The organism is Streptomyces sp. NPDC020597, from assembly GCF_044335095.1.
Lineage (GTDB): Bacteria > Actinomycetota > Actinomycetes > Streptomycetales > Streptomycetaceae > Streptomyces.
The window spans coordinates 29,737-48,427 of sequence record NZ_JBIRUL010000005.1; the positions used below are offsets into that span (position 1 = coordinate 29,737).

Here is an 18,691-nt window from a genome sequence, read left to right on the forward strand (position 1 = left end):
GGACTCACCCACCATGCGCAAGTCATCCCTCCGCCGTGCCTGCGCGGCCCTCGCCGCCGTCTCCTCCCTCGCCCTCGCCGCCACCGCCTGCGGCGGCACCACCAAGGACGACGTGAAGAAGGAGAGCACCGGCGCGGCCGCCGCGGCCACCGGCAAGGCCGACCCGAACGCGGCCACCAAGAAGGGCCTGACCGTCGGCTTCCTGCCCAAGCAGGTCAACAACCCGTACTTCACCTCCTCCGACAAGGGCGGCGAGGCGGCCCTGAAGGAGCTGGGCTCCGACTACAAGGAGGTCGGCCCCTCCAGCGCCACCGACACCTCCAGCCAGGTCTCCTACGTGAACACCCTGACCCAGCAGCAGGTCGACGCGATGGCCGTGTCCGCGCAGGACCCGGGCGCCCTGTGCACCGCGCTCAAGCAGGCCATGAGCAACAAGATCAAGGTCGTCACCTACGACTCCGACACCAACCCCGAGTGCCGCAACGCCTTCGTCTCGCAGGCGTCCGCCGAGGACCTCGGCCGCACCGAGGTGCAGCTGCTCGCCGAACAGATCGGCTACAAGGGCGAGATCGCGATCCTGTCGGCCGCGCAGACCGCGACGAACCAGAACACCTGGATCGACTTCATGAAGGACGAGCTGAAGGACCCCAAGTACAAGGACGTCAAGCTCGTCAAGGTGGCGTACGGCAACGACGACGCCCAGCAGTCCTTCCAGCAGACCCAGGGCCTGCTCCAGCAGTACCCGAACCTGAAGGGGATCATCTCCCCGACCACCGTCGGCATCAAGGCGGCCGCGCAGTACCTGTCGGGCTCCAAGTACAAGGGCAAGGTCAAGCTGACCGGCCTCGGCACCCCGAACGACATGCGCAGCTACGTCAAGAACGGCACCGTCGACGCCTTCGAGCTGTGGGACCCGGCCAAGCTCGGCGCGCTCGCCGCCCAGACCGCGGTGGCGCTGGTCTCGGGCCAGATCACCGGCGCCGAGGGCGAGACCTTCAAGGCCGGCGGCGCCGAGTACACCATCGGCAAGAACGGCGTGATCAACCTCGGCAAGCCGACCGTGTTCGACGCCAAGAACATCGACCAGTTCAACTTCTAGTCCTGGAGCGGTACTTCATGCAGCGCGTCTGTTTCCTGCTCAAGGTCCGACAGGACCGCCTCGCCGAGTACCGCGAACGCCACGCCGCCGTGTGGCCGGAGATGCTCGAAGCTCTCTCGGCCACCGGCTGGCACAACTACTCCCTCTTCCTGAGAGACGACGGCCTGCTCGTCGGCTACCTGGAGACCGAGGACTTCGCCGCCGCCCAGGCCGGCATGGAGGCCACCGACGTCAACGCCCGCTGGCAGGCGGAGATGGCCCCGTTCTTCGAGTCCCTGGACGGCTCCCGGCCCGACGAGGCCATGAAACCCCTCACCGAGGTCTTCCACCTCGCCTGAGACGCTGTCCCGCAGACCGGCGCCTCCACCCCGCCCCGCCCCCCCGCTCTCGCACGACAACGGAGTCCCCCGAGATGAGACGACGCACCCTGCTGGCCGGCGCCCTCCTCAGCGCCGCAGCCTCTCCCGTGCTGGCCGCCGGCACCGCACGCGCCGCCGACCCCGGCCCCTCGGTCACGAGGAGGACGACCACGCTGCTCGACCCTGGGGCCGTGTTCTTCGTGTCCTACGACGGCCTGGTCAACAACAACTCGTTCCAGAAGAACGGCCTGCTGACCTACAAGGGCCACCAGTACGCCACCTGGTACACCGCCGCCCGCAACGCGGTCGTCGCCCGCCGGGCCCTGGGCGCGACCACCTGGTCCACGGTGACGCTGCCGCACCAGCTCAAGGCCGACGACTCGCACAACGTCATCTCCATGGGCGTCTCCCGGGTCGACGGCCGGCTCCACCTCAACATGGACTCCCACAGCGACGGCTTCTTCTACGTCAAGTCGGTCGCCGGACTCCTCGACGATCCGGCGGCCACGAACTGGACGCCGTCCGTGTTCGGCCCCGTCCAGACCACCCTCGACGGACTCGCGCTCACCTCCCAGTTCACCTACCCGCAGTTCGTCTCCACCCCCGAGGGCGGACTCCAACTCAGCTACCGGGTCGCCATATCCGGCAACGGCCGCAACGCCCTCGCCGAATACGACGGTTCGACCTGGCAGAACCTCGGCGAGTGGTCCAGCTCCACCGGCACCTACACCAGCGAGCACGGCTCCAGCACGGCCCGCAACATGTACCTTCACGGCATCGACTACGACGTCAACGGCCGCCTGCACTCCTTCTTCACCTGGCGCGAGCAGAACGGCGCCGTGATGTGCTCCGGCGGAGGCATCACCAACCACGACACCGGCTACGTCTACTCCGACGACCGCGGCCGGACCTGGCGCAACAACGCGGGCGCGGTCGTCGGCATGACCGGCGGCTCCGACAAGGTGGCCGTCACCGACAGCGGGCTCGTCGTGGACCCGCTCAATCCCGACCACTCGCTGATGAACCAGGAGAGCCAGGCCACCGACTCCGCGGGCCGGCCGCACGCGATCATCAGTTACGTCCCCGGCCGCTTCGGCCAGTGCACCACGAACTACGTCAACGACCGCACCGCCAACGGCCGCGCCTTCCACCTGCGCAAGAACGCCTCCGGCAGCTGGCAGAAGACGGAGATCCCGGTCGTCCTCGGCTCCAGCCAGCGCACCAAGCTCGTCCTGGACAAGTACGACAACGCGTACGCGGTCTTCCCGTTCGGCAGGATCGCCGGCGCCTCGAAGGCCTCCGGTTACACCGACTGGAAGATCCTCTTCGACGGCAGCGGCCTCAACGCCTTCGGCGAGGTCGTCATCGACGAGATGCGGGTCAAGGCCGACGACACACTGTCGTTCATGTACCAGGAGAAGTCGAGCGGGACGACCCCTTCGGCGCTCCACGTCATCGACTTCACGCTGCCCGCATGACCGGCGCACCGGCTCGGCCAAGGGCCCGGCGGCATGGCGGTAATGTGAAGGCCGTCCCGCCGTGCCCCGTTCACCTGGAGGTTCACGCCTGATGGCCCAGTCGGTGGGTATCAAGGACGTCGCCCGTGCCGCCGGAGTCTCCGTCGGCACGGTGTCCAACGTCATCAACCGCCCGGACACCGTGGCCACGGAGACCCGGGCCCGGGTGCTCTCGGCGATAGACCGCCTCGGATACGTCCGCAGCGAGTCGGCCCGCCAGCTGCGCGCCGGACGCAGCCGGATCATGGGTCTGCTCGTCCTCGACATGGGCAACCCGTTCTTCGTGGACGTCGCCCGCGGCGCCGAGCGCGCCGCCCGGGACGCCGGACTCGGCGTCATGGTCTGCAACAGCGCCGAGAGCGCGGGCGAGGAGGCCGAGTACCTGTCGCTCTTCGCCGAGCAGCGGGTGCGCGGGGTGCTGCTCACCCCGGCGGACGCGACCGGCCGCAACATCGAGTCCTTCCGCCGGCACGGCATCCCCTTCGTCCTCGTCGACCGGGTGTCCGAAGGCACCGCCGAGTGCTCGGTGTCGGTGGACGACGTGGCGGGCGGGGCGCTCGCGGTCCGCCACCTGGTCGACGCCGGGCACCGCTCCATCGCCTACGTCAGCGGACCGCCGACCTTCACCCAGGTCCGCGACCGCCGCACCGGCGCCCTGCACGCGCTCGCCGAGGCGGGCCTCGGTCCCGAGAGCCTGCGCGAACTGCCCACCGAACGGCTCGACGTCGCCGCGGGCCGGGACGCCGGCGCCCGTCTGCTGGGCCTCGCCGACCGCCCGACCGCCGTGTTCTGCGCCAACGACCTGCTCGCGCTCGGCGTGCTGCAGGCCATGTACGCGGCCGGTGTGAGCGTCCCCGACGACCTCGCCATCGTCGGCTACGACGACATCGAGTTCGCGGCCGCGGCGGCGGTCCCCCTCACCTCCGTCCGGCAGCCCGCCGTCACCATGGGCGCCCTGGCCGCCGAGATGCTGCTGGAGGAGACGGAGGAGGGGCCCGGGAACGGGCGGGCGCACGAACACCGTCGCGTGGTGCTCCAGCCGGAACTGGTGGTCCGCCGGTCGAGCCTGTCGGCGCGCTGAGCGGCCGCACGTCGGCCCCGCCACCCGGCGGTGACGCCCGCCCCGGCGCGCGACACCCTGCCGGGCGCAGCCGCACCCGCCGTCCACCGGGCCGGTCGGCCCTGTCCGCGGCGCGCTCCCGTAGTGCGGCTGCTGCGCCCTGTCCGACGTGCCGTTCGCCGCGCCCGGCCGGCAGGACCCGGGCCGCCGGTGCCGCCGACCCGCCCGAGGCTTCGGCTGCGGCCTTCGTGCTGAGCGGCTGTTCAGTAGGGGGAGGGCGGTCCCGGGCTTCGGCGCGGGCCGCGGATGTGCTGGACTGGGACGCGGCCCGTACACCGAGCGTCCCAGGAGACCCCTGTTGTCCCTCAGCTACCGCCAGCCCGGCGTCGTACTCACCGACCGCCGCTTCACCGTGCCCCTCGACCACGCAGACCCGGGCGGGGAGACGATCTCGCTGTACGCCCGCGAGGTCGTCGCGAGCGAGAAGGCCGGGCAGGACCTGCCCTGGCTGCTCTACCTCCAGGGCGGCCCCGGATTCGGCGCGCACCGCTTCGTCGGCAGGCCGGCCTGGCTCGGCCGCGCGCTGGAGGAGTACCGCGTCCTCCTCCTCGACCAGCGTGGCACCGGCCACTCCACCCCGGCCAACCGCCAGACGCTCCCGCTGCGCGGCGGACCGGCGCAACAGGCCGAGTACCTCGCGCACTTCCGCGCCGACTCGATCGTCCGGGACTGCGAGCTGATCCGCCGCGAGGTCACCGGCGGCGCCCCGTGGACCGTGCTCGGCCAGAGCTTCGGGGGCTTCTGCACGGTCACCTACCTCTCCTTCGCGCCGGAGGGCCTGGCGGCGGCCCTGATCACCGGCGGTCTGCCCGCCCTGGACGCCCACGCCGACGACGTGTACCGCGCCGCCTACCCGCGCATGGAGCGCAAGGTCGCCGCGCACTATGCCCGTTACCCGCAGGACGTCGAACGCGCGCGGCGCATCGCCGACCATCTCCTGCACCACGAGGTGACCCTCCCGAACGGCTACCGGCTCTCCGCCGAGGCCTTCCAGACCCTCGGCATCCTCCTGGGCGGCGGCGAGGGCAGTCACCGTCTGCACCACCTCCTCGAAGAGGCCTTCGTGCCCACCCCGCAGGGCCCCACGCTCTCCGACGCCTTCCAGGAGGAGGTGCAGGGTCAGCTCTCCTTCGCCGGACACCCGCTCTACGCCCTCCTCCACGAGGCGATCTACGCACAGGACGCCCGCCCCACCGCGTGGTCCGCCGAGCGGGTGCGCGCCGAGTTCCCGCAGTTCGACGCCGCGAAGACGCTCACCGGCGACGGTCCGCTGCCGCTCACCGGTGAGACCGTCCACCCCTGGATGTTCGACGCCGACCCCGCTCTGCGCCCGCTGCGCGAGACCGCCGGACTCCTCGCCGCCCGCACCGAGTGGACGCCGCTGTACGACCCGGCCCGCCTGGCCGTCAACGAGGTCCCCGCAGCGGCCGCGATCTACCACGACGACCTGTACGTCGACACCGCCCACTCGCTGCGCACCGCGCGGGCGATCCGGGGCCTGCGCACCTGGGTCACCGACGAGTTCGAGCACGACGGCGTCCGGGCCGGCGGCACCCGCGTCCTCGACCGGCTGCTCGCCCTCGCCCGTGACGAAGCGTGATGTCGCCGTCGCGCGGATGATCCTGCCGTTCGGGTCACCCGCGGACGATCACCCGCGGACACGTCCCGCCGACGCCCTGCGGGCCGATCCGAACGGCAGGCCCTAGTCTGCGGACATGACCGAGCCGACGATCACCCAGCTCCGGCCCATGCCCGAGGACTGGGAACGCGCCCTGGCCGTGGTGGCGCATCCGGACGACCTCGAGTACGGGTGCTCGGCGGCGATCGCCGCCTGGACCGACGCCGGCCGTGAGGTCGCCTACCTGCTGGCGACCCGCGGCGAGGCCGGCATCGACACCCTCGCGCCCGCCGAGTGCGGTCCGCTGCGCGAGCGGGAGCAGCGGGCGAGCGCGGCCGTGGTGGGCGTCACGACGGTCGAGTTCCTCGACCACCGGGACGGCGTCGTCGAGTACGGCCCCGCCCTGCGCCGAGACATCGCCGCCGCGATCCGCCGGCACCGCCCGGAGCTCGTCATCACGCTCAACCACCGCGACACCTGGGGCGGCGTCGCCTGGAACACCCCCGACCACGTCGCCGTCGGCCGCGCCGCCCTCGACGCGGCCGGGGACGCCGGCAACCGGTGGATCTTCCCGGAACTCGCCGAGCAGGGCCTCCAGCCCTGGAACGGTGTGCGCTGGGTCGCCGTGGCCGGTTCCGCGACGCCCACCCACGCGGTCGACGCGTCGGCGGGACTGGAGCGCGCCGTCGACTCGCTGCTCGAGCACCGTTCCTACATCGAGGCGTTGACGGACGAGGAGCCCGAGCAGTACGCACGGGGGTTCCTGACCGGGGTGGCGGACTCGGCGGCGGCACGGTTCGGCGGCCGGCCGGCCGTGGCGTTCGAGCTGTTCGGCCGGTAGGCGGGCGTCACCCTCGGCGGTGCGCGCCGGCGCCCCGGAAGAACGGGTGCGCGGAGCATGGCCGCAGGTCACTAGGGTGGGCGGATGCAAGACGAGACCGTGGACCTGACCGAGCTGCGCGGCGACTGTGCGAACTGCTTCGGCCTGTGCTGTGTGGCCCTGCCCTTCGCCCGCTCCGCCGACTTCGCGATCGACAAGCCGGCCGGCACGCCCTGCCCGAACCTGGGCGAGGACCACCGCTGCGGCATCCACGCGCGGCTGCGCCAGAAGGGCTTCACCGGCTGCACGGTCTACGACTGCTTCGGCGCCGGGCAGAAGGTCTCGCAGGTCACCTTCGGCGGCCGGGACCGGAGCAGCGCCTCGCCGGCCGAGGCCCGCCGGATGAACGAGGTGTTCCCCGTCGTGCGGCAGCTCCACGAACTCCTGTGGTATCTCTCGGAGGCGCTGGGCCTGCCCGCCGCCCGCCCGGTCCACGCCGACCTGCACCGGTCCCTGGCGAGGACCGGGGAACTGACCCTGCTGCCTCCGGCGGAGCTGGCCGCGCTCGACGTCGGGGCGCACCGGCAGGAGGTCAACGTGCTGCTGCTGAGGACCAGCGAGCTGGTCCGGGCCGGCGTCGGCGGACGTCGCAAGGAACGTCGGGGCGCCGACCTGATGGGCGCCCGCCTCAAGGGCGCCGACCTGCACGGTGCGAACCTGCGCGGAGCCTGTCTGATAGCGGCGGACCTCACCGGCGCCGATCTGCGCCGGGCGGACATGATCGGCGCCGATTTGCGCGACGCCGACCTGACGGACGCCGACCTCACCGGCGCGTTCTTCCTCACCCAGCCCCAGCTGAACGCCGCCAGGGGCGGCGCGGGCACCCGGGTGCCGGAGTCACTCGTCCGTCCCGCGCACTGGACACCGCTGCTCTGAGGACTCGCCGCCGGAGCCGCCCTCCTCGTCCGCCTGCCCGTGCGACGCGCCGTCCGGCTCCCCGGTCGGCGCCGGCGTGCGCCGCTCCAGGTGCAGCCGCAGTCCCTCCGGCATCAGTGTGAGCCGTTCCGTGACCCGCAGTCGGTACCCCGGGTCCGGCCGCAGCTCGTACCGGCGCAGCAGCAGCCCGAGGACCAGCGCGGCCTCGTGCAGCGCGAACTGGCGTCCGATGCAGGCCCGCGCACCCGTGCCGAACGGCTTGAAGGTGTGCGGCGCACGGGCGCGGACGGCCTGGGCGTCGAAGCGGTCCGGATCGAACCGTTCGGCGTCCGGACCCCACACCGCGGGATCCCGGTGCAGCATGCCCGTGAGCACCAGCGCCCAGCCGCCCCGCCGCACCGGATGCTCCCCGCCCAGGACGGTGTCCGCCCGTGCCTCCCGCGCGAAGGCGGGCGCCGTCGGCCACAGCCGCAGCGCCTCGTCGAGGACCCGGCGGACGTAGCGCAACTTCGCCACCTGCTCGTACGCGGGCACGGCCGTGCCGCCCCACACCCGGTCAACCTCGGCGCGTGCGCGGGCCGCGATGCGGGGGTTGCGGGAGAGGTAGTGCAGGGCGAAGGAGAGGGCGCCCGACGTCGTCTCGTGTCCGGCGACCAGGAAGGTGATGACCTGCCGCCGGACGTTCTCGTCCGACAGGCGCTCGCCCGTCTCGGGGTGGGCGGTATCCAGCATCCGGTCGAGCAGGTCGCCGTCCTTGCCGCCCTGTGCGCGACGCTCCCGCACCAGTGCGTCGACGGTGCGGTCGAGGTAGGCGATGTCGGCCCGGTTGCGGCGTGCGGCCCGTCGCATCAGTGCGGGGGACGGGACGGTGTTGAGGCGCTGTGCGTAACTCAGGGTGCCGACCATCGCCGTGACGAACGGGTGCGGGCGGTCGCGCTCGAAGGAGCCGAAGTCGTGGCCGAAGCCGGTACGCGCGATCGTCTCCAGTGTCAGCTTGGTCATGTCACCCGGCACGTCCACCGCCCGGCCCGCATCCAGCTCCCGGTCCCAGTGACCGGTGAGCCTCTCGGCCACGTCCAGCATCATCGGGTGGTAGGCCGCCATGGCCTCCCGGCTGAAACCCGGGGCGAGGACGTCGTGCGCCAGCTGCCAGTTGGGCTCGTGGTTGTACGCCGTGAACAGGGCGTCCCCGACGACGGGCCGCAGGTTGGCGATGCCGAGTCCCACGTGCTTGGCGAACCGCTGCTCGTCGGCCATGTCGGCGGCCAGATCGGCGCCCCACACGAACACGAACTCCCGGTTGAACGCCTTGCGCCGGAAGATCGGCCCGAGCCGGCCGGCGTAGCGCAGCGAGTCCTGCATGGGGGTGCGACGGCTCGCTCCCAGGACGTCGCCCAGCAGGGGAAGCCGGTGCGGCGGATGCGGTATGCGGTGCAGCTCGGGCCACCCGAGCTCCGCGCCGCGGAACCCCTTCGGCAGCGCGCCCGGCGCCGCCGGCCCGGCCGCGGCCGCTCCCGTGGGGCCCCCCGTGCCCCCCGTGCCCTTCGGGCCCGTCCTCCCCGTCGTCCCCGTCTCCGCCATGACGCGATCTCCCTTGATGCACCGGCAGGTTGACCATGTTGTACGTGAGTTCAATAGCGCGCCTCAGTCTGGTCCCGCCGCCGAGCGGACGTCAAGTAAGGTGCGGGGATGGCCGCGAACCAGGGCGAGCGCACCCGGCGCCGACTCAGCACCGGGGAGCGCAGGGAGCAGCTTCTGTCGGTGGGCGCGCGGCTGTTCTCGGAGAGCCCCTACGACGAGGTGTGGATCGAGCAGGTGGCCGAGATCGCGGGTGTCTCCCGCGGGCTGCTCTACCACTACTTCCCCACCAAGCGGGACTTCTTCGCGGCGGTCGTCGAGTGCGAGAGCGAGCGGATGCTGCGCATGACGGCGGCCGTTCCCGGCGTCCCGGTCCGCGAGCAGCTGACCGCGGGCCTCGACGTCTACCTGGAGTACGTGGAGACCCACGCGCACGGCTACCGCGCCTTCCACCGGGCGGACGCCGCCGGTGACCAGGCCGTGCGCGCGGTCTACCGCCGGGCGCTGGCGGCGCAGGAGCGCCAGATCCTGGCCGCCCTGGGCGTCGATCCCGAGTTCGGCCCGGTGTTCGAGGAGCGCCCCGAGGTGCGGCTGGCGGTGCGCGGCTGGCTGGCGTTCACCACCGCGGTCTGCCTGGAGTGGCTGCGTGGCGCGGATCTGACGCGGGAGCAGGTGCGGGACCTGTGCGCACGGGCGCTGCTGGGGGTCATCGCGCCGGGGGTGTGAGGAGGTCGAGGCCGACGCGGGGGAGGGCGTCGAGGCCGAGGTGCGGGGCGGCGTCGAGGTCGGCGGCCCGACGGGCGTGGCCGCGACGGTTGGCGCACGGGCGGATCTCCTATAAGTTAGGCAAGCCTTACCTTAGGAGGTTCAGGATGGGTGACGACCAGTGCTGGGCGGCCGCGCCTGCCGCCGCCGAGCGCGCCCGCTCGGTGCTCGCGGCCTCGTGGTCCTGCACGGTGACCGCGGACGGCGGGCGCGAGGAGCTCGTCGGCGCGCACACCGTCGACGACGACGGGCGGGTGACCTTGCGGGCGCCCGAGGACGGTGCCCTGCGCACGGCCGCGATCTGCGCGCCCCGCGGCGAGCCGTCCGCGCTGCTCGAGTTCGCCGACGTCGCACCCGTCCCGGTGCGCGGCCGGATCCGCGCCCGGCTCTGGCTGGCCGGCTGGTTCGCCCCCGACGGCGACGCTCTCGCCTTCCACGCCACGCGCGTCGTGCTGAAGGAGAGCGCCGGCGCCGTGGTCGTCGGCCTCGCCGAGTTCGCCGCCGCCGCGCCCGACCCGCTCGCCGCCGCCGAGGCCCACCTGCTCACGCACCTCGCCGACGCCCACCCCGACGCCGTGGAGCGGCTGACCCGGCTCGTCCACTCCGACAGCCTGCACGGCGCCGTCCGCGTCCAGCCGCTCGCCGTCGACCGGCACGGACTGACGCTGCGCATCGAACGCGCCCGCGCCCACGGAGACGTACGCCTGCCCTTCCACGCGCCGGCCGACGACGTCTCCCAGCTCACCGAGCGCATGCACGTGCTGCTCACCCAGGCCGCCGCCGCGTCCTGCCCCCGCGCCCTACAGCGGCAGCGCGCAGACGGCGACGGGTGACGCGAACGGCTTGCCGGCGAGCCGCAGTCCGCCTTCCGCGTCCACCCGGAAGACGCTGACGGTCCCCGACCGCTGGTTGGCGGCGAACAGCAGGCCGCCGTCCGGAGAGAGGGCGATCTGGCGCGGGAAGTCCCCTTCCACCGGGACCGTGCCGAGCAGGCGCAACCGGGCCCCGTCCTGTTCCACGGCATAGCGCGCGAGGCTGTTGTCGCCGCGGTTGGCGAGGAAGGCGAACCGGCCGTCCGGCGTCAGGACCGGCTGCGCCGGGTAGTTGACGTCCGCCTTCGCACCCGTGGACTGCGGCCTGCCGATCGTCAGCCGCCCGCTCGACGCGTCGTAGGCACAGACCGCCAGGGTGTCGTCGGCCTCGTTCGCCAGGTAGGCGTACCGGCCGCCCGGGTGGAAGGCGAGGTGGCGCGGTCCGGCGCCCGCCCGGGTGTGCGCCTGCGCGACCTCGGTGAGCGTGCCCGCCTTCTCGTCCAGACGGTAGCTGTACACGGTGTCCGTGCCGAAGTCGACGGCGATCACATGGCCGCCGTCCGGGGCGGTGACGAACTGGTGTGCATGCGGGCCCTGCTGGCCGCTCCGCGGTGCCGGACGGCGGTGTGTGACATGGTCCGTGCGCTCGCCGAGCGCCCCCGAGGCGGCGATCGGATGCACCGCCACACTCCCCGAACCGAAGTCGGCGCTCAGCAGCCACCGGCCGCTCGGATGGACCGACACATGACAGGTGTGCGCCCCGCCGGTGGCCCTGTCGCCCAGCACCGTCCGGTCGGCGAGCCGTACGGCGGTCACCGCGCCCCGCGCGCGTTCGTTCGCGGCGTACAGCGTGCGGCCGTCCGGATGCACGGCGAGGTACGACGGGTCCGGGACGCCGGTGATCGTGCCGCCGCCGGTGATCCGCCCGGAGACCGGGTCGTACGAGGCGACGCCGATGCCCTTCCCGCCGCCCTCGGCGGAGGTGTAGGTGCCCAGGTAGAGGGGGCGGGGACCGGAGGCGCCCGGCGTGGGCCCCGGTGCGGTCGAGGGTGGGGCGGACGGTGACGGCTGCCCGGGCGGCGCGGCCTGCGGGACCTCCCGCGCAGACGCCGGATCGCCGTCGCCGTCCCCGTCACCCGCGCAGCCGGCCAGCGCCGACGCCGCTGCCGCGCCGCCCAGCGCGCCGACGAAGCGGCGCCTGCTCCAGCCCCGGCCCTCGGCCCCGCCCGGCCGGGGGGAGCCCCCGCGTGCCGCGCCCGTCCCGCTGCCCATGCCCGCACCCGTCGTCGTACGCCTCCGTCGTGACAGCCACCTTGACTCGGACCGCGGCCGAACGCAAAAGCGCGGCGCGCGGCCGTCGGTCACCGGCCGGGGGAGCGGGCCCGGGCGGAGTGGGCCAGGGGAGCGGGCCCGGCGGAGTGGGCCCCGGGAGCGGGGCTACCAGTCGCCGTCCTCCACCCGGCTGCCCGGCGTGTCCTTCAGGTGCTGCACCTGACCCGGAGCAGGCGGCTCCCACGGGTCCAGGTCGTCGCCGATCCATTCGCCGACCGGCCGCACCTCGCCCAGGGCGTCGCTCGGCGCGACGTCCTGCGCGTCGTCGTCGTAGTAGTCGAACCACGGCAGCCCCGCCTTCGTGTACGCGGCACGGTCGACCGGCGAAGGCGGCGGCTCCTCCCCGGTGATCCGGCGCCACTCCGGGGGCGTCACCAGATGCACGAAAACCCGCGCGGCGGGCTCCGTCGTGTAGTGGGTGAGCGGGCGCTCGTCGCGGTAGACCTCCTGGCGCATGGAACCGCCCACGCCGAGGCCCATCGCCGCGGCCGCGCGCGCCCGGGGCGCGCCGCCGGGACGGGGCGGCGCGCCCGCCGCCATCGGGGCCGCGGGCGGCGGCAGGCTGCCGAAGACCCCGCCGGTCAGGTCCGGCGTGAGAGGGGTGCGGCTGCTGCGCTCGGCTTCCCGCCACTCGGCGCGCCGACGCTCCTCCAGCGGGAACGACTGCAGCTGCACCCCTCCCCACACCTCCTCGCCGGTGACCTGGCCCTCGACGGTCGCGCCCAGGCCCAGCGGCACCGCGACGAACTGGCGCACCGTGCCGCTGCCGGAGTTGATGCCGTCCAGCCAGGGCTGGCGGGGGAGCGCCACGTAGTTCTGCGGGTCCCGGGAGAGCCGGTCGCTCCACGGCCTGCCGGAGACCGCGCACACCTTGCCCGCCCCGACCTGCAGCGCGGCCGGCTCCGAGGACGACGCGAAGCTCAGCCACATCGCCTCGCGCAGATACATCGGCAGCATCACGCCCCCGCGCGCGAGCCACTCGGCGGGCACCGTGCCGGCGTGGTCGGCGACCCGCCGCACCGGGAACACGCCGAGGCCGGGCGGCAGGTCGTGGGTGCCCTTCTCCGGCAGGCGCAGGGTCCGCATGAACCGCACCGCCACCCCGCCCGGCAGCCGCAGCATGTCCCCGTCGATCCGTACGGAGGTGTCGGTCATCCGTGTGCTCCCCTCGTCGTCGCCTGTCAGTGGGAACGACGGGCGGTGGCGGTCCGGTTCCGGCGCGGCCGCAGTCGACCGCGCGTCCGCTGCCTCAGCCGGTGCAGCCACGGACGGCGCTCACGCTGCTCCCGGCTGTTGCGGTCCAGCTCCTCCAGCAGGCGCTGGGTGCGGTGCTCGGTGTCGAGCTCGTCGATGATGCGGTCGACCTCGGTGAGCACCGCGCCGTGCAGCTGCCACTGACGGGCGTCGTGCTGGAGCTGCTCGAGCAGGAGCTGGGCGAGCTTGTCCCGGGTCGCCGCGGCCTGCCGCAGCTCGGCGGTGAGCCGGGACTCGGCGGCGTCCGCGTTCTGGCTGACCTGCGTGGTCACGAGCACCGCGAAGCTGACCACCGCGTCGGCCATCTCCGACAGCAGCCGCTCGACCTGTTCGCCCGTCCCGGCCGGGAACAGCGGCTGCGGCTCGCGCTGCTTGGCCAGGTCGGTCAACGTGCGGGCGAGCACCCGCAGCACGACGGTGCAGATCTCCAGCGTGTCCAGACCGGTGCGCAGCACCACCCGGTGCAGCAGCCCCTCCCGCACGCGCGGGTTGAGCCGCAGGCTGTCCTCGGCCTGTCGCAGAGCCGCGTCCACCTCGACGATGTCGTGGTCCAGCCGGCGTGCCTCGTGCAGCCGTTCGGCAGCCTGTTCGTACGGGGTGCGGCCGGCGGCCTCCTCGCCGATGCGCAGCATCAGCTGCCGCAGCCGCCGGGCGAGCCCCTCGATCGACTCGCCCGCTTCCTCCACCCACACCGGGGGCGGCAGCAGCAGGTTGCAGCCGAGTCCCACGAACGCGCCGATCAGCGTCTCCACCACCCGCGACCACGCCGTGTCCCCGACGGTGGTCACGCCGAGCACCAGCATGGCGCTGATCGCCACCTCGGGCACGTACTCGTCGACCCGCACCAGATGGCCCACGGCCAGCGAGGCCACGATCAGCAGCCCCAGGCTCCACCAGGTCAGGCCCACCAGCAGGCTGAAGGCGATGGCCACGAGGACGCCGGCCACCACCGCGTTCACCCGGCGGATGCCGTTGGTCAGGGTCGCGTAGAGGGTGACCTGCACGACCAGCAGCGCGGTCAGCGGCGCGGTGAGCGGCAGCGCCTCGGGGCTCAGGCGCAGCGCGATGACATAGGCGAGGGTGGCGGCCGCGGCCGACCGCAGCGCCTGGACGACGACGGGTTCCCGGTGGCGCTGTACCAGCCGCACCAGCGGCGCCGCTCGTTCACGTACTTCCTGCATCCTCTGTCCCGTTCCCCTTCACCTGCGGCCTCGAACGTTTCCGCAGCACCTCGCGTCGCGCGCCGTCCGTTCGGCCGCGTCGGAGGCTGGGCTCTCCGACGGGACAGTCTGATCGATCAATGTCCATTCAGGACGATGGCTGTCCGCAAGTGTGCCTAGATTGTTCTCAGTGGCCGGGGAACGCCGGCAGCGGAAGCCGAGGGGGAGACGCATGACGGACAGGGTCGGCACGGTCGGGATCGAGGTCCTCGCGCAGGCGCACGACTACCTGCGCGACGTGGTCGCGGGCGTCGGGGACGGACGGTGGGGCAGCCCGACACCGTGCGAGGGATGGACGGCACGGCAGGTGCTCAACCACGCCCGCATCGACCAGCAGGGCTACGGGCTCGCCCTCACCGGCGGCCGGCCGGACAGCGACCCGTTCCACCCGGCCGACGCCCTCGACGGCGACCCGGCGGCGGAACTCGACAAGGTGCTGGTCATGGTGGCCGAGGCCTACGCGGCGCTGCCCGCGGACACCGAGGAGGCGCCGACCCCGCTCGGCCCGCTGCCCCTGCGGATCGCCGTCGGAGCCGCCGCGATGGACGCCGCCGTGCACGCCTGGGACATCGCCGTCGCCACGGGTTTGGACCGCCCGCTTCCGGTGGCCACGGCCGAGGGCATCCGGCCGGCGGCCGACCGGCTCGTGGACCACCTGCGCGACGCCTACCAGGTCTTCGCCCCGGCCAGAGAGCCCGCGCCGGACCATGACCCGGCGCAGGCGCTTCTCGCCTTCCTCGGCCGCGACCCGCACTGGACGCCGCGCACCCACTGAAACGTCGCAGCCCCGCCCCCGCCCGGCCCGCCGCGCCCCTCTCCCGCGGACGGCCGGGCGGGGGACGCAGCCGAAGCCCGGCCTCAGCCGAAGCCCGGCCGAAGCCGCAGCCGAAGCGCCCGGTGATGCGTTCCGCCCTCCCGGGTCGCCTCGGCCGCCGCCGTACCCGCCGCGCCCGCCGCGGTCTCATCCGCGGACCGGATGCGTCGCCTGCCAGGCCAGTCGCAGGTCCGCGCCCTCCCCGACGGCGGTGAGGAACTCGTCCAGATCGAGGAACTCCTGCCACACAGGACGGCCGCCCGCCCGCGCCAACTCCGCCACGACCAGATCCTCCAGATCCGTGGCCCGCTTGTTCTTCCACACCTTGTCGGCCAGGCTCACCAGCAGGTCGTCCACCGTGACTCCCGGGGCCGCCCAGGAGGCGTGGGTCGCGGCGAACCGCGCCCGCTCCGGGGGCACCCCGCGCGCGAGCAGCAGCTCCCGTCCCGCCTCCTCGTGGAGCGCGCCGGGGCCGGACAGCTCCCCCGGGTGCAGCGCCTTGCCGATGTCGTGGGTGGCCGCACCGAACAGCACCGCCTCCCGGTCGACGGGCAGTCGCGGGCAGCTCCGGGCGAGCCGGTCGACGAGCTGGGCGGCGACGTCGTGGACCGCCCTGAGGTGCGCCACCAGCCGGGGAGGGGCGCCGACCTCGTCCAGCAGCCGCACCGCCTCCGGCGGCAACGGACGCAGCGGAGGGTGCGAGGTCGCGTGCTCGGCGACCGCCCGGACGTTCCAGACAGTGGTCATCGCGTCAGCGTAACGACCGGCGCGCCGCCCGGAAGGCGGCCGGACACATCGGCCGCGCCTCCCAACTCCCGTGCACGGGGCCGTTCGTGCGGTCCGCACGCCGTCGCAGCACCCGGGGTGCGTTGCGTACCCTGGACCGGGCCGCGAGCCCGGCCGCCGGCGCCGGCGGCCGGGGCGGGCGGCCGAGGGGGGAAGGGTGAGCGCACGGTGACGGATTCCCGGGAACGGGCCCGGAGCGTACTGGCGGCGGCGGGCATCGCGCCGGGCCGCCTGGCCCGCGTGCGCCCGCTCGGCGGCGGCACCTACAACACGGTCGAGGAGCTCCGCCTCGCGGACGGCGTCCGCTACGCGCTGAAGGTCGCACCCACCGCACCGGCCCTGCGTTACGAGAGCCGACTGCTGGTCGGGGAGGCGGAGTTCTGCCGGGGCGCCGCCGAGGCGGGCGTGCCGGCGCCGCGTGTCGTGGCCCTCGACGAGCAGTGGCTGCTGATGACGATGTGCCCGGGCGACCCCTGGAGCGACTCCCTCACCGCTGCCGAACAGGCCTCACTGCGCACGGAGTCGGGGCGACAGGTCGCCCGGCTGCACCAGGTGACCGGGCCCGGCTTCGGATATCCCTCCGGGGTGTTCGGCCCGCTCGCCGCCGACTGGCGCACCGCTTTCGCGGCGATGTTCGACGCCGTGCTCGCCGACGCCCGTGACTACGGCGCCCGGCTGCCCCGCCCGGCCGACGAGGTCGCCGCCGTCGCCCGGTCCGCATACGGCGCCCTCGACGAGGTCGCCGTCCCGCGCCTCGTCCATTTCGACCTGTGGCCCGGCAACGTCCTCGTCGACCGCACCGGCGGCGGGGCCCGCATCGGAGGCCTCATCGACGGCGAGCGGATGTTCTGGGGCGACCCGCTCGCCGACTTCGTCTCACTGGCCCTGCTGGGCGACATCAGAAAGGACGGGGCCTTCCTCGCGGGCTACCGCGAGGCCGGAGGCCGGGCCGTGTTCGACGCGTCCGCCCGGCTGCGGCTCGCGCTGTACCGCGCCTACCTCTACCTGATCATGCTCGTCGAGACGGTTCCCCGGGAGGTCGGCGCGGATCACGAGCGCTGGACGCAGGAGAGGGTCGCCCCGGAGCTCGTCGCCGCGCTGGACGAGATCGCCGGGACGGGCGGCTGGTAGCGTCTCTTAGCTCACATCGTGAACTAAGGGTTGGACGAATGTCGCGTCAGCCCGCCCGCAGAGGTATGTTGCAGGTCGGCGCGGCTCGGAGGGAGCGATATGACGGGGCGGAACGGGCGCACGGTACGCGACCTGAGGCGGGCGAACCGCACGGCTGTGCTGCAGCGGCTCTACTTCGACGGCCCGCTGAGCCGTTTCGAGCTCGGTCCGGCCACGGGTCTGAGCTCCGGCTCGATCAGCAACGTCGTCGCCGAGTTGATGGCGGACGCACTGGTGGAGGAGGCCGGCAGCGTCGACTCCGACGGCGGCCGTCCCCGCATCCTGCTGCGGGTCGCCCCCGGCAGTGGCCACATGATCGGCGTGGACGTCGGCGAGACCCGCGTGCGCATCGAGCTGTTCGACCTGACGCTGACCGAACTCGCGCGCGTGGAGAAGCCGTTGGAGCAGCGGCGCTACGCGGTGGACGGCATCGTCGGTCACATCCGCGACGGCGTGGCCGAGGTGCTGGCGGCCGCCTCCGTGGGCCCCGAACAGCTGCTCGGCGTCGGCATCGGCGTCCCCGGCATCGTCGAGCACACCCCCGGGCGCGGCGCCGTGGTGCACGGTCAGACCATCGGCTGGGACGCCGTCCCGCTGGAGGAGCTGCTGCGCGAGGGCTCCCTTCTGCCCGAGTCCGTCCCGTACTTCATCGACAACGGCGCGAAGACCCTCGGCCAGGCCGAGATGTGGTTCGGCGGCGGACGCGGCGCGCACAACGCGGTCGTCGTCCTCTTCGGCTCGGGCGTCGGCGCCTGCCTCGTCACGCCCGAGGTGGAGCACGGCCGGGCGGTCGAGTGGGGACACCTCACCGTGCGGGTGCGCGGCCGTCGCTGCCGGTGCGGGGCCCTCGGCTGTCTGGAGGCCTACGCCGGTGCGGAGGCGCTGCTGGAGCGGTGGCGCGAGGCCGGCGGCCGGCCGCCGGAGGGCGTGGACGAGGAGACGGCGCTGACGGCGCTGCTCGCCGCCGCCCACCCGCCGGGCGACGACGCCGCCGACGGCGGGAGGGCCGCCGACCCGGTCGCGCTCGCGGTGCTGGAGGAGACGGCGGAGTACCTGGGAGCCGGCCTCTCCGACCTGATCAACCTCTTCCAGCCGGAGCGCATCCTCATCGGCGGCTGGGCCGGCCTCCAGCTCGGCGCGCGCTTCCTGCCGGCCGTGCGCCGCCACGCCACCGCGTACGCGCTGCGCCACCCCGCGCAGAAGGTCAGCGTCGAGCTCGGCCGGCTCGGCCCCGACGCCGTCACCGTCGGCGCGGCGATCCTCCCGCTCGCCGACTTCTTCGGCCGCGGCGGCCGCCGTCCCGACCCCGCGCCCACCGGTCCGGCGCCCGCCTGGCGCACGGTGCTGGAGGAACGCGCCCCACGCTGAGGCGCCCGCGCCCGGCTCGAAGGGCCCGACCGGCGCCGATACCGCGACGGCGTCGAAGCGTGCGGTCCCCGAGGGCGGCCGCCGCTGCCGTTCGCGCACCGCCTCTCGCGCATCCACCCCTCG

17 protein-coding genes are annotated in these 18,691 nt (G+C 73.7%); 12 read left to right on the forward strand and 5 right to left on the reverse strand.

Annotated features, from left to right (window positions below; genetic code table 11):
• Positions 1 to 13 precede the first annotated feature (13 nt).
• The 7 genes from rhaS (at position 14) to ACH4ZA_RS11025 (ending at position 7,469) form a co-directional block, all read left to right on the forward strand.
• Entirely contained in the window at positions 14 to 1,099 is a 1,086-nt protein-coding gene (rhaS, locus tag ACH4ZA_RS10995; protein ID WP_398428930.1) for a rhamnose ABC transporter substrate-binding protein, read from the forward strand.
• A 17-nt stretch (positions 1,100 to 1,116) separates the two neighbouring features.
• Entirely contained in the window at positions 1,117 to 1,437 is a 321-nt protein-coding gene (locus ACH4ZA_RS11000) for an L-rhamnose mutarotase (RefSeq protein WP_398428931.1), read from the forward strand.
• A gap of 74 nt (positions 1,438 to 1,511) precedes the next feature.
• Complete coding sequence (locus tag ACH4ZA_RS11005) at positions 1,512 to 2,936, forward strand: BNR repeat-containing protein (RefSeq protein WP_398428932.1); 1,425 nt, start codon at positions 1,512 to 1,514, stop codon at positions 2,934 to 2,936.
• Positions 2,937 to 3,027: 91 nt separating this feature from the next.
• Positions 3,028 to 4,056 carry a LacI family DNA-binding transcriptional regulator gene (locus ACH4ZA_RS11010; RefSeq protein ID WP_398428934.1) on the forward strand — a complete coding sequence of 343 codons (1,029 nt, stop codon included), beginning with the start codon at positions 3,028 to 3,030 and terminating at the stop codon, positions 4,054 to 4,056.
• 337 nt (positions 4,057 to 4,393) lie between these two features.
• Positions 4,394 to 5,695 carry an alpha/beta fold hydrolase gene (locus ACH4ZA_RS11015; RefSeq protein ID WP_398428935.1) on the forward strand — a complete coding sequence of 434 codons (1,302 nt, stop codon included), beginning with the start codon at positions 4,394 to 4,396 and terminating at the stop codon, positions 5,693 to 5,695.
• A gap of 115 nt (positions 5,696 to 5,810) precedes the next feature.
• A complete protein-coding gene (locus tag ACH4ZA_RS11020; protein ID WP_398428936.1) occupies positions 5,811 to 6,554 on the forward strand; it encodes a PIG-L deacetylase family protein in 744 nt (247 codons plus the stop codon).
• Positions 6,555 to 6,638: 84 nt separating this feature from the next.
• Entirely contained in the window at positions 6,639 to 7,469 is an 831-nt protein-coding gene (locus ACH4ZA_RS11025; RefSeq protein ID WP_398428938.1) for a pentapeptide repeat-containing protein, read from the forward strand.
• Here the strand turns inward: ACH4ZA_RS11025 and ACH4ZA_RS11030 are convergent.
• Positions 7,431 to 9,050, reverse strand: a complete 1,620-nt coding sequence (locus tag ACH4ZA_RS11030) for a cytochrome P450 (protein ID WP_398428939.1) — start codon at positions 9,048 to 9,050, stop codon at positions 7,431 to 7,433. The genes ACH4ZA_RS11025 and ACH4ZA_RS11030 overlap by 39 nt on opposite strands.
• 108 nt (positions 9,051 to 9,158) lie before the next feature.
• Between ACH4ZA_RS11030 and ACH4ZA_RS11035 the strand changes: the two genes are divergently transcribed.
• Both ACH4ZA_RS11035 and ACH4ZA_RS11040 read left to right on the forward strand, forming a co-directional pair.
• Entirely contained in the window at positions 9,159 to 9,773 is a 615-nt protein-coding gene (locus tag ACH4ZA_RS11035) for a TetR/AcrR family transcriptional regulator (RefSeq protein ID WP_398428941.1), read from the forward strand.
• Between the two features lie 146 nt (positions 9,774 to 9,919).
• On the forward strand, positions 9,920 to 10,645 hold the full coding sequence (locus tag ACH4ZA_RS11040; protein ID WP_398428943.1) for a DUF2470 domain-containing protein: 726 nt from the start codon (positions 9,920 to 9,922) through the stop codon (positions 10,643 to 10,645).
• On the opposite strand, the gene ACH4ZA_RS11045 is transcribed toward ACH4ZA_RS11040, so the two are convergent.
• The 3 genes from ACH4ZA_RS11045 to ACH4ZA_RS11055 form a co-directional block, all read right to left on the reverse strand.
• Positions 10,613 to 11,896: a lactonase family protein gene (locus ACH4ZA_RS11045; RefSeq protein ID WP_398428945.1), complete on the reverse strand. Its 1,284-nt coding sequence runs from the start codon at positions 11,894 to 11,896 to the stop codon at positions 10,613 to 10,615. The two genes, ACH4ZA_RS11040 and ACH4ZA_RS11045, sit on opposite strands and share 33 nt — an antisense overlap.
• A 165-nt stretch (positions 11,897 to 12,061) precedes the next feature.
• Positions 12,062 to 13,111 (reverse strand): hypothetical protein, encoded by a 1,050-nt coding sequence (locus ACH4ZA_RS11050; RefSeq protein WP_398428946.1) that lies wholly within the window; start codon positions 13,109 to 13,111, stop codon positions 12,062 to 12,064.
• A 26-nt stretch (positions 13,112 to 13,137) separates the two neighbouring features.
• Positions 13,138 to 14,391 carry an aromatic acid exporter family protein gene (locus tag ACH4ZA_RS11055; protein WP_398428948.1) on the reverse strand — a complete coding sequence of 418 codons (1,254 nt, stop codon included), beginning with the start codon at positions 14,389 to 14,391 and terminating at the stop codon, positions 13,138 to 13,140.
• A gap of 211 nt (positions 14,392 to 14,602) precedes the next feature.
• Between ACH4ZA_RS11055 and ACH4ZA_RS11060 the strand changes: the two genes are divergently transcribed.
• The gene (locus ACH4ZA_RS11060) at positions 14,603 to 15,205 is read left to right on the forward strand and encodes a TIGR03086 family metal-binding protein (RefSeq protein ID WP_398428949.1); all 603 of its coding nucleotides are present in this window, start codon (positions 14,603 to 14,605) and stop codon (positions 15,203 to 15,205) included.
• Between the two features lie 186 nt (positions 15,206 to 15,391).
• On the opposite strand, the gene ACH4ZA_RS11065 is transcribed toward ACH4ZA_RS11060, so the two are convergent.
• Entirely contained in the window at positions 15,392 to 15,991 is a 600-nt protein-coding gene (locus ACH4ZA_RS11065) for an HD domain-containing protein (RefSeq protein ID WP_398428950.1), read from the reverse strand.
• 207 nt (positions 15,992 to 16,198) lie between these two features.
• Here ACH4ZA_RS11065 and ACH4ZA_RS11070 point away from each other — a divergent pair, with 207 nt between their 5' ends.
• The gene (locus ACH4ZA_RS11070) at positions 16,199 to 17,161 is read left to right on the forward strand and encodes a phosphotransferase family protein (protein ID WP_398428951.1); all 963 of its coding nucleotides are present in this window, start codon (positions 16,199 to 16,201) and stop codon (positions 17,159 to 17,161) included.
• 99 nt (positions 17,162 to 17,260) lie between these two features.
• Positions 17,261 to 18,568: an ROK family protein gene (locus tag ACH4ZA_RS11075; protein ID WP_398428952.1), complete on the forward strand. Its 1,308-nt coding sequence runs from the start codon at positions 17,261 to 17,263 to the stop codon at positions 18,566 to 18,568.
• The last annotated feature ends 123 nt before the right edge of the window (positions 18,569 to 18,691 follow it).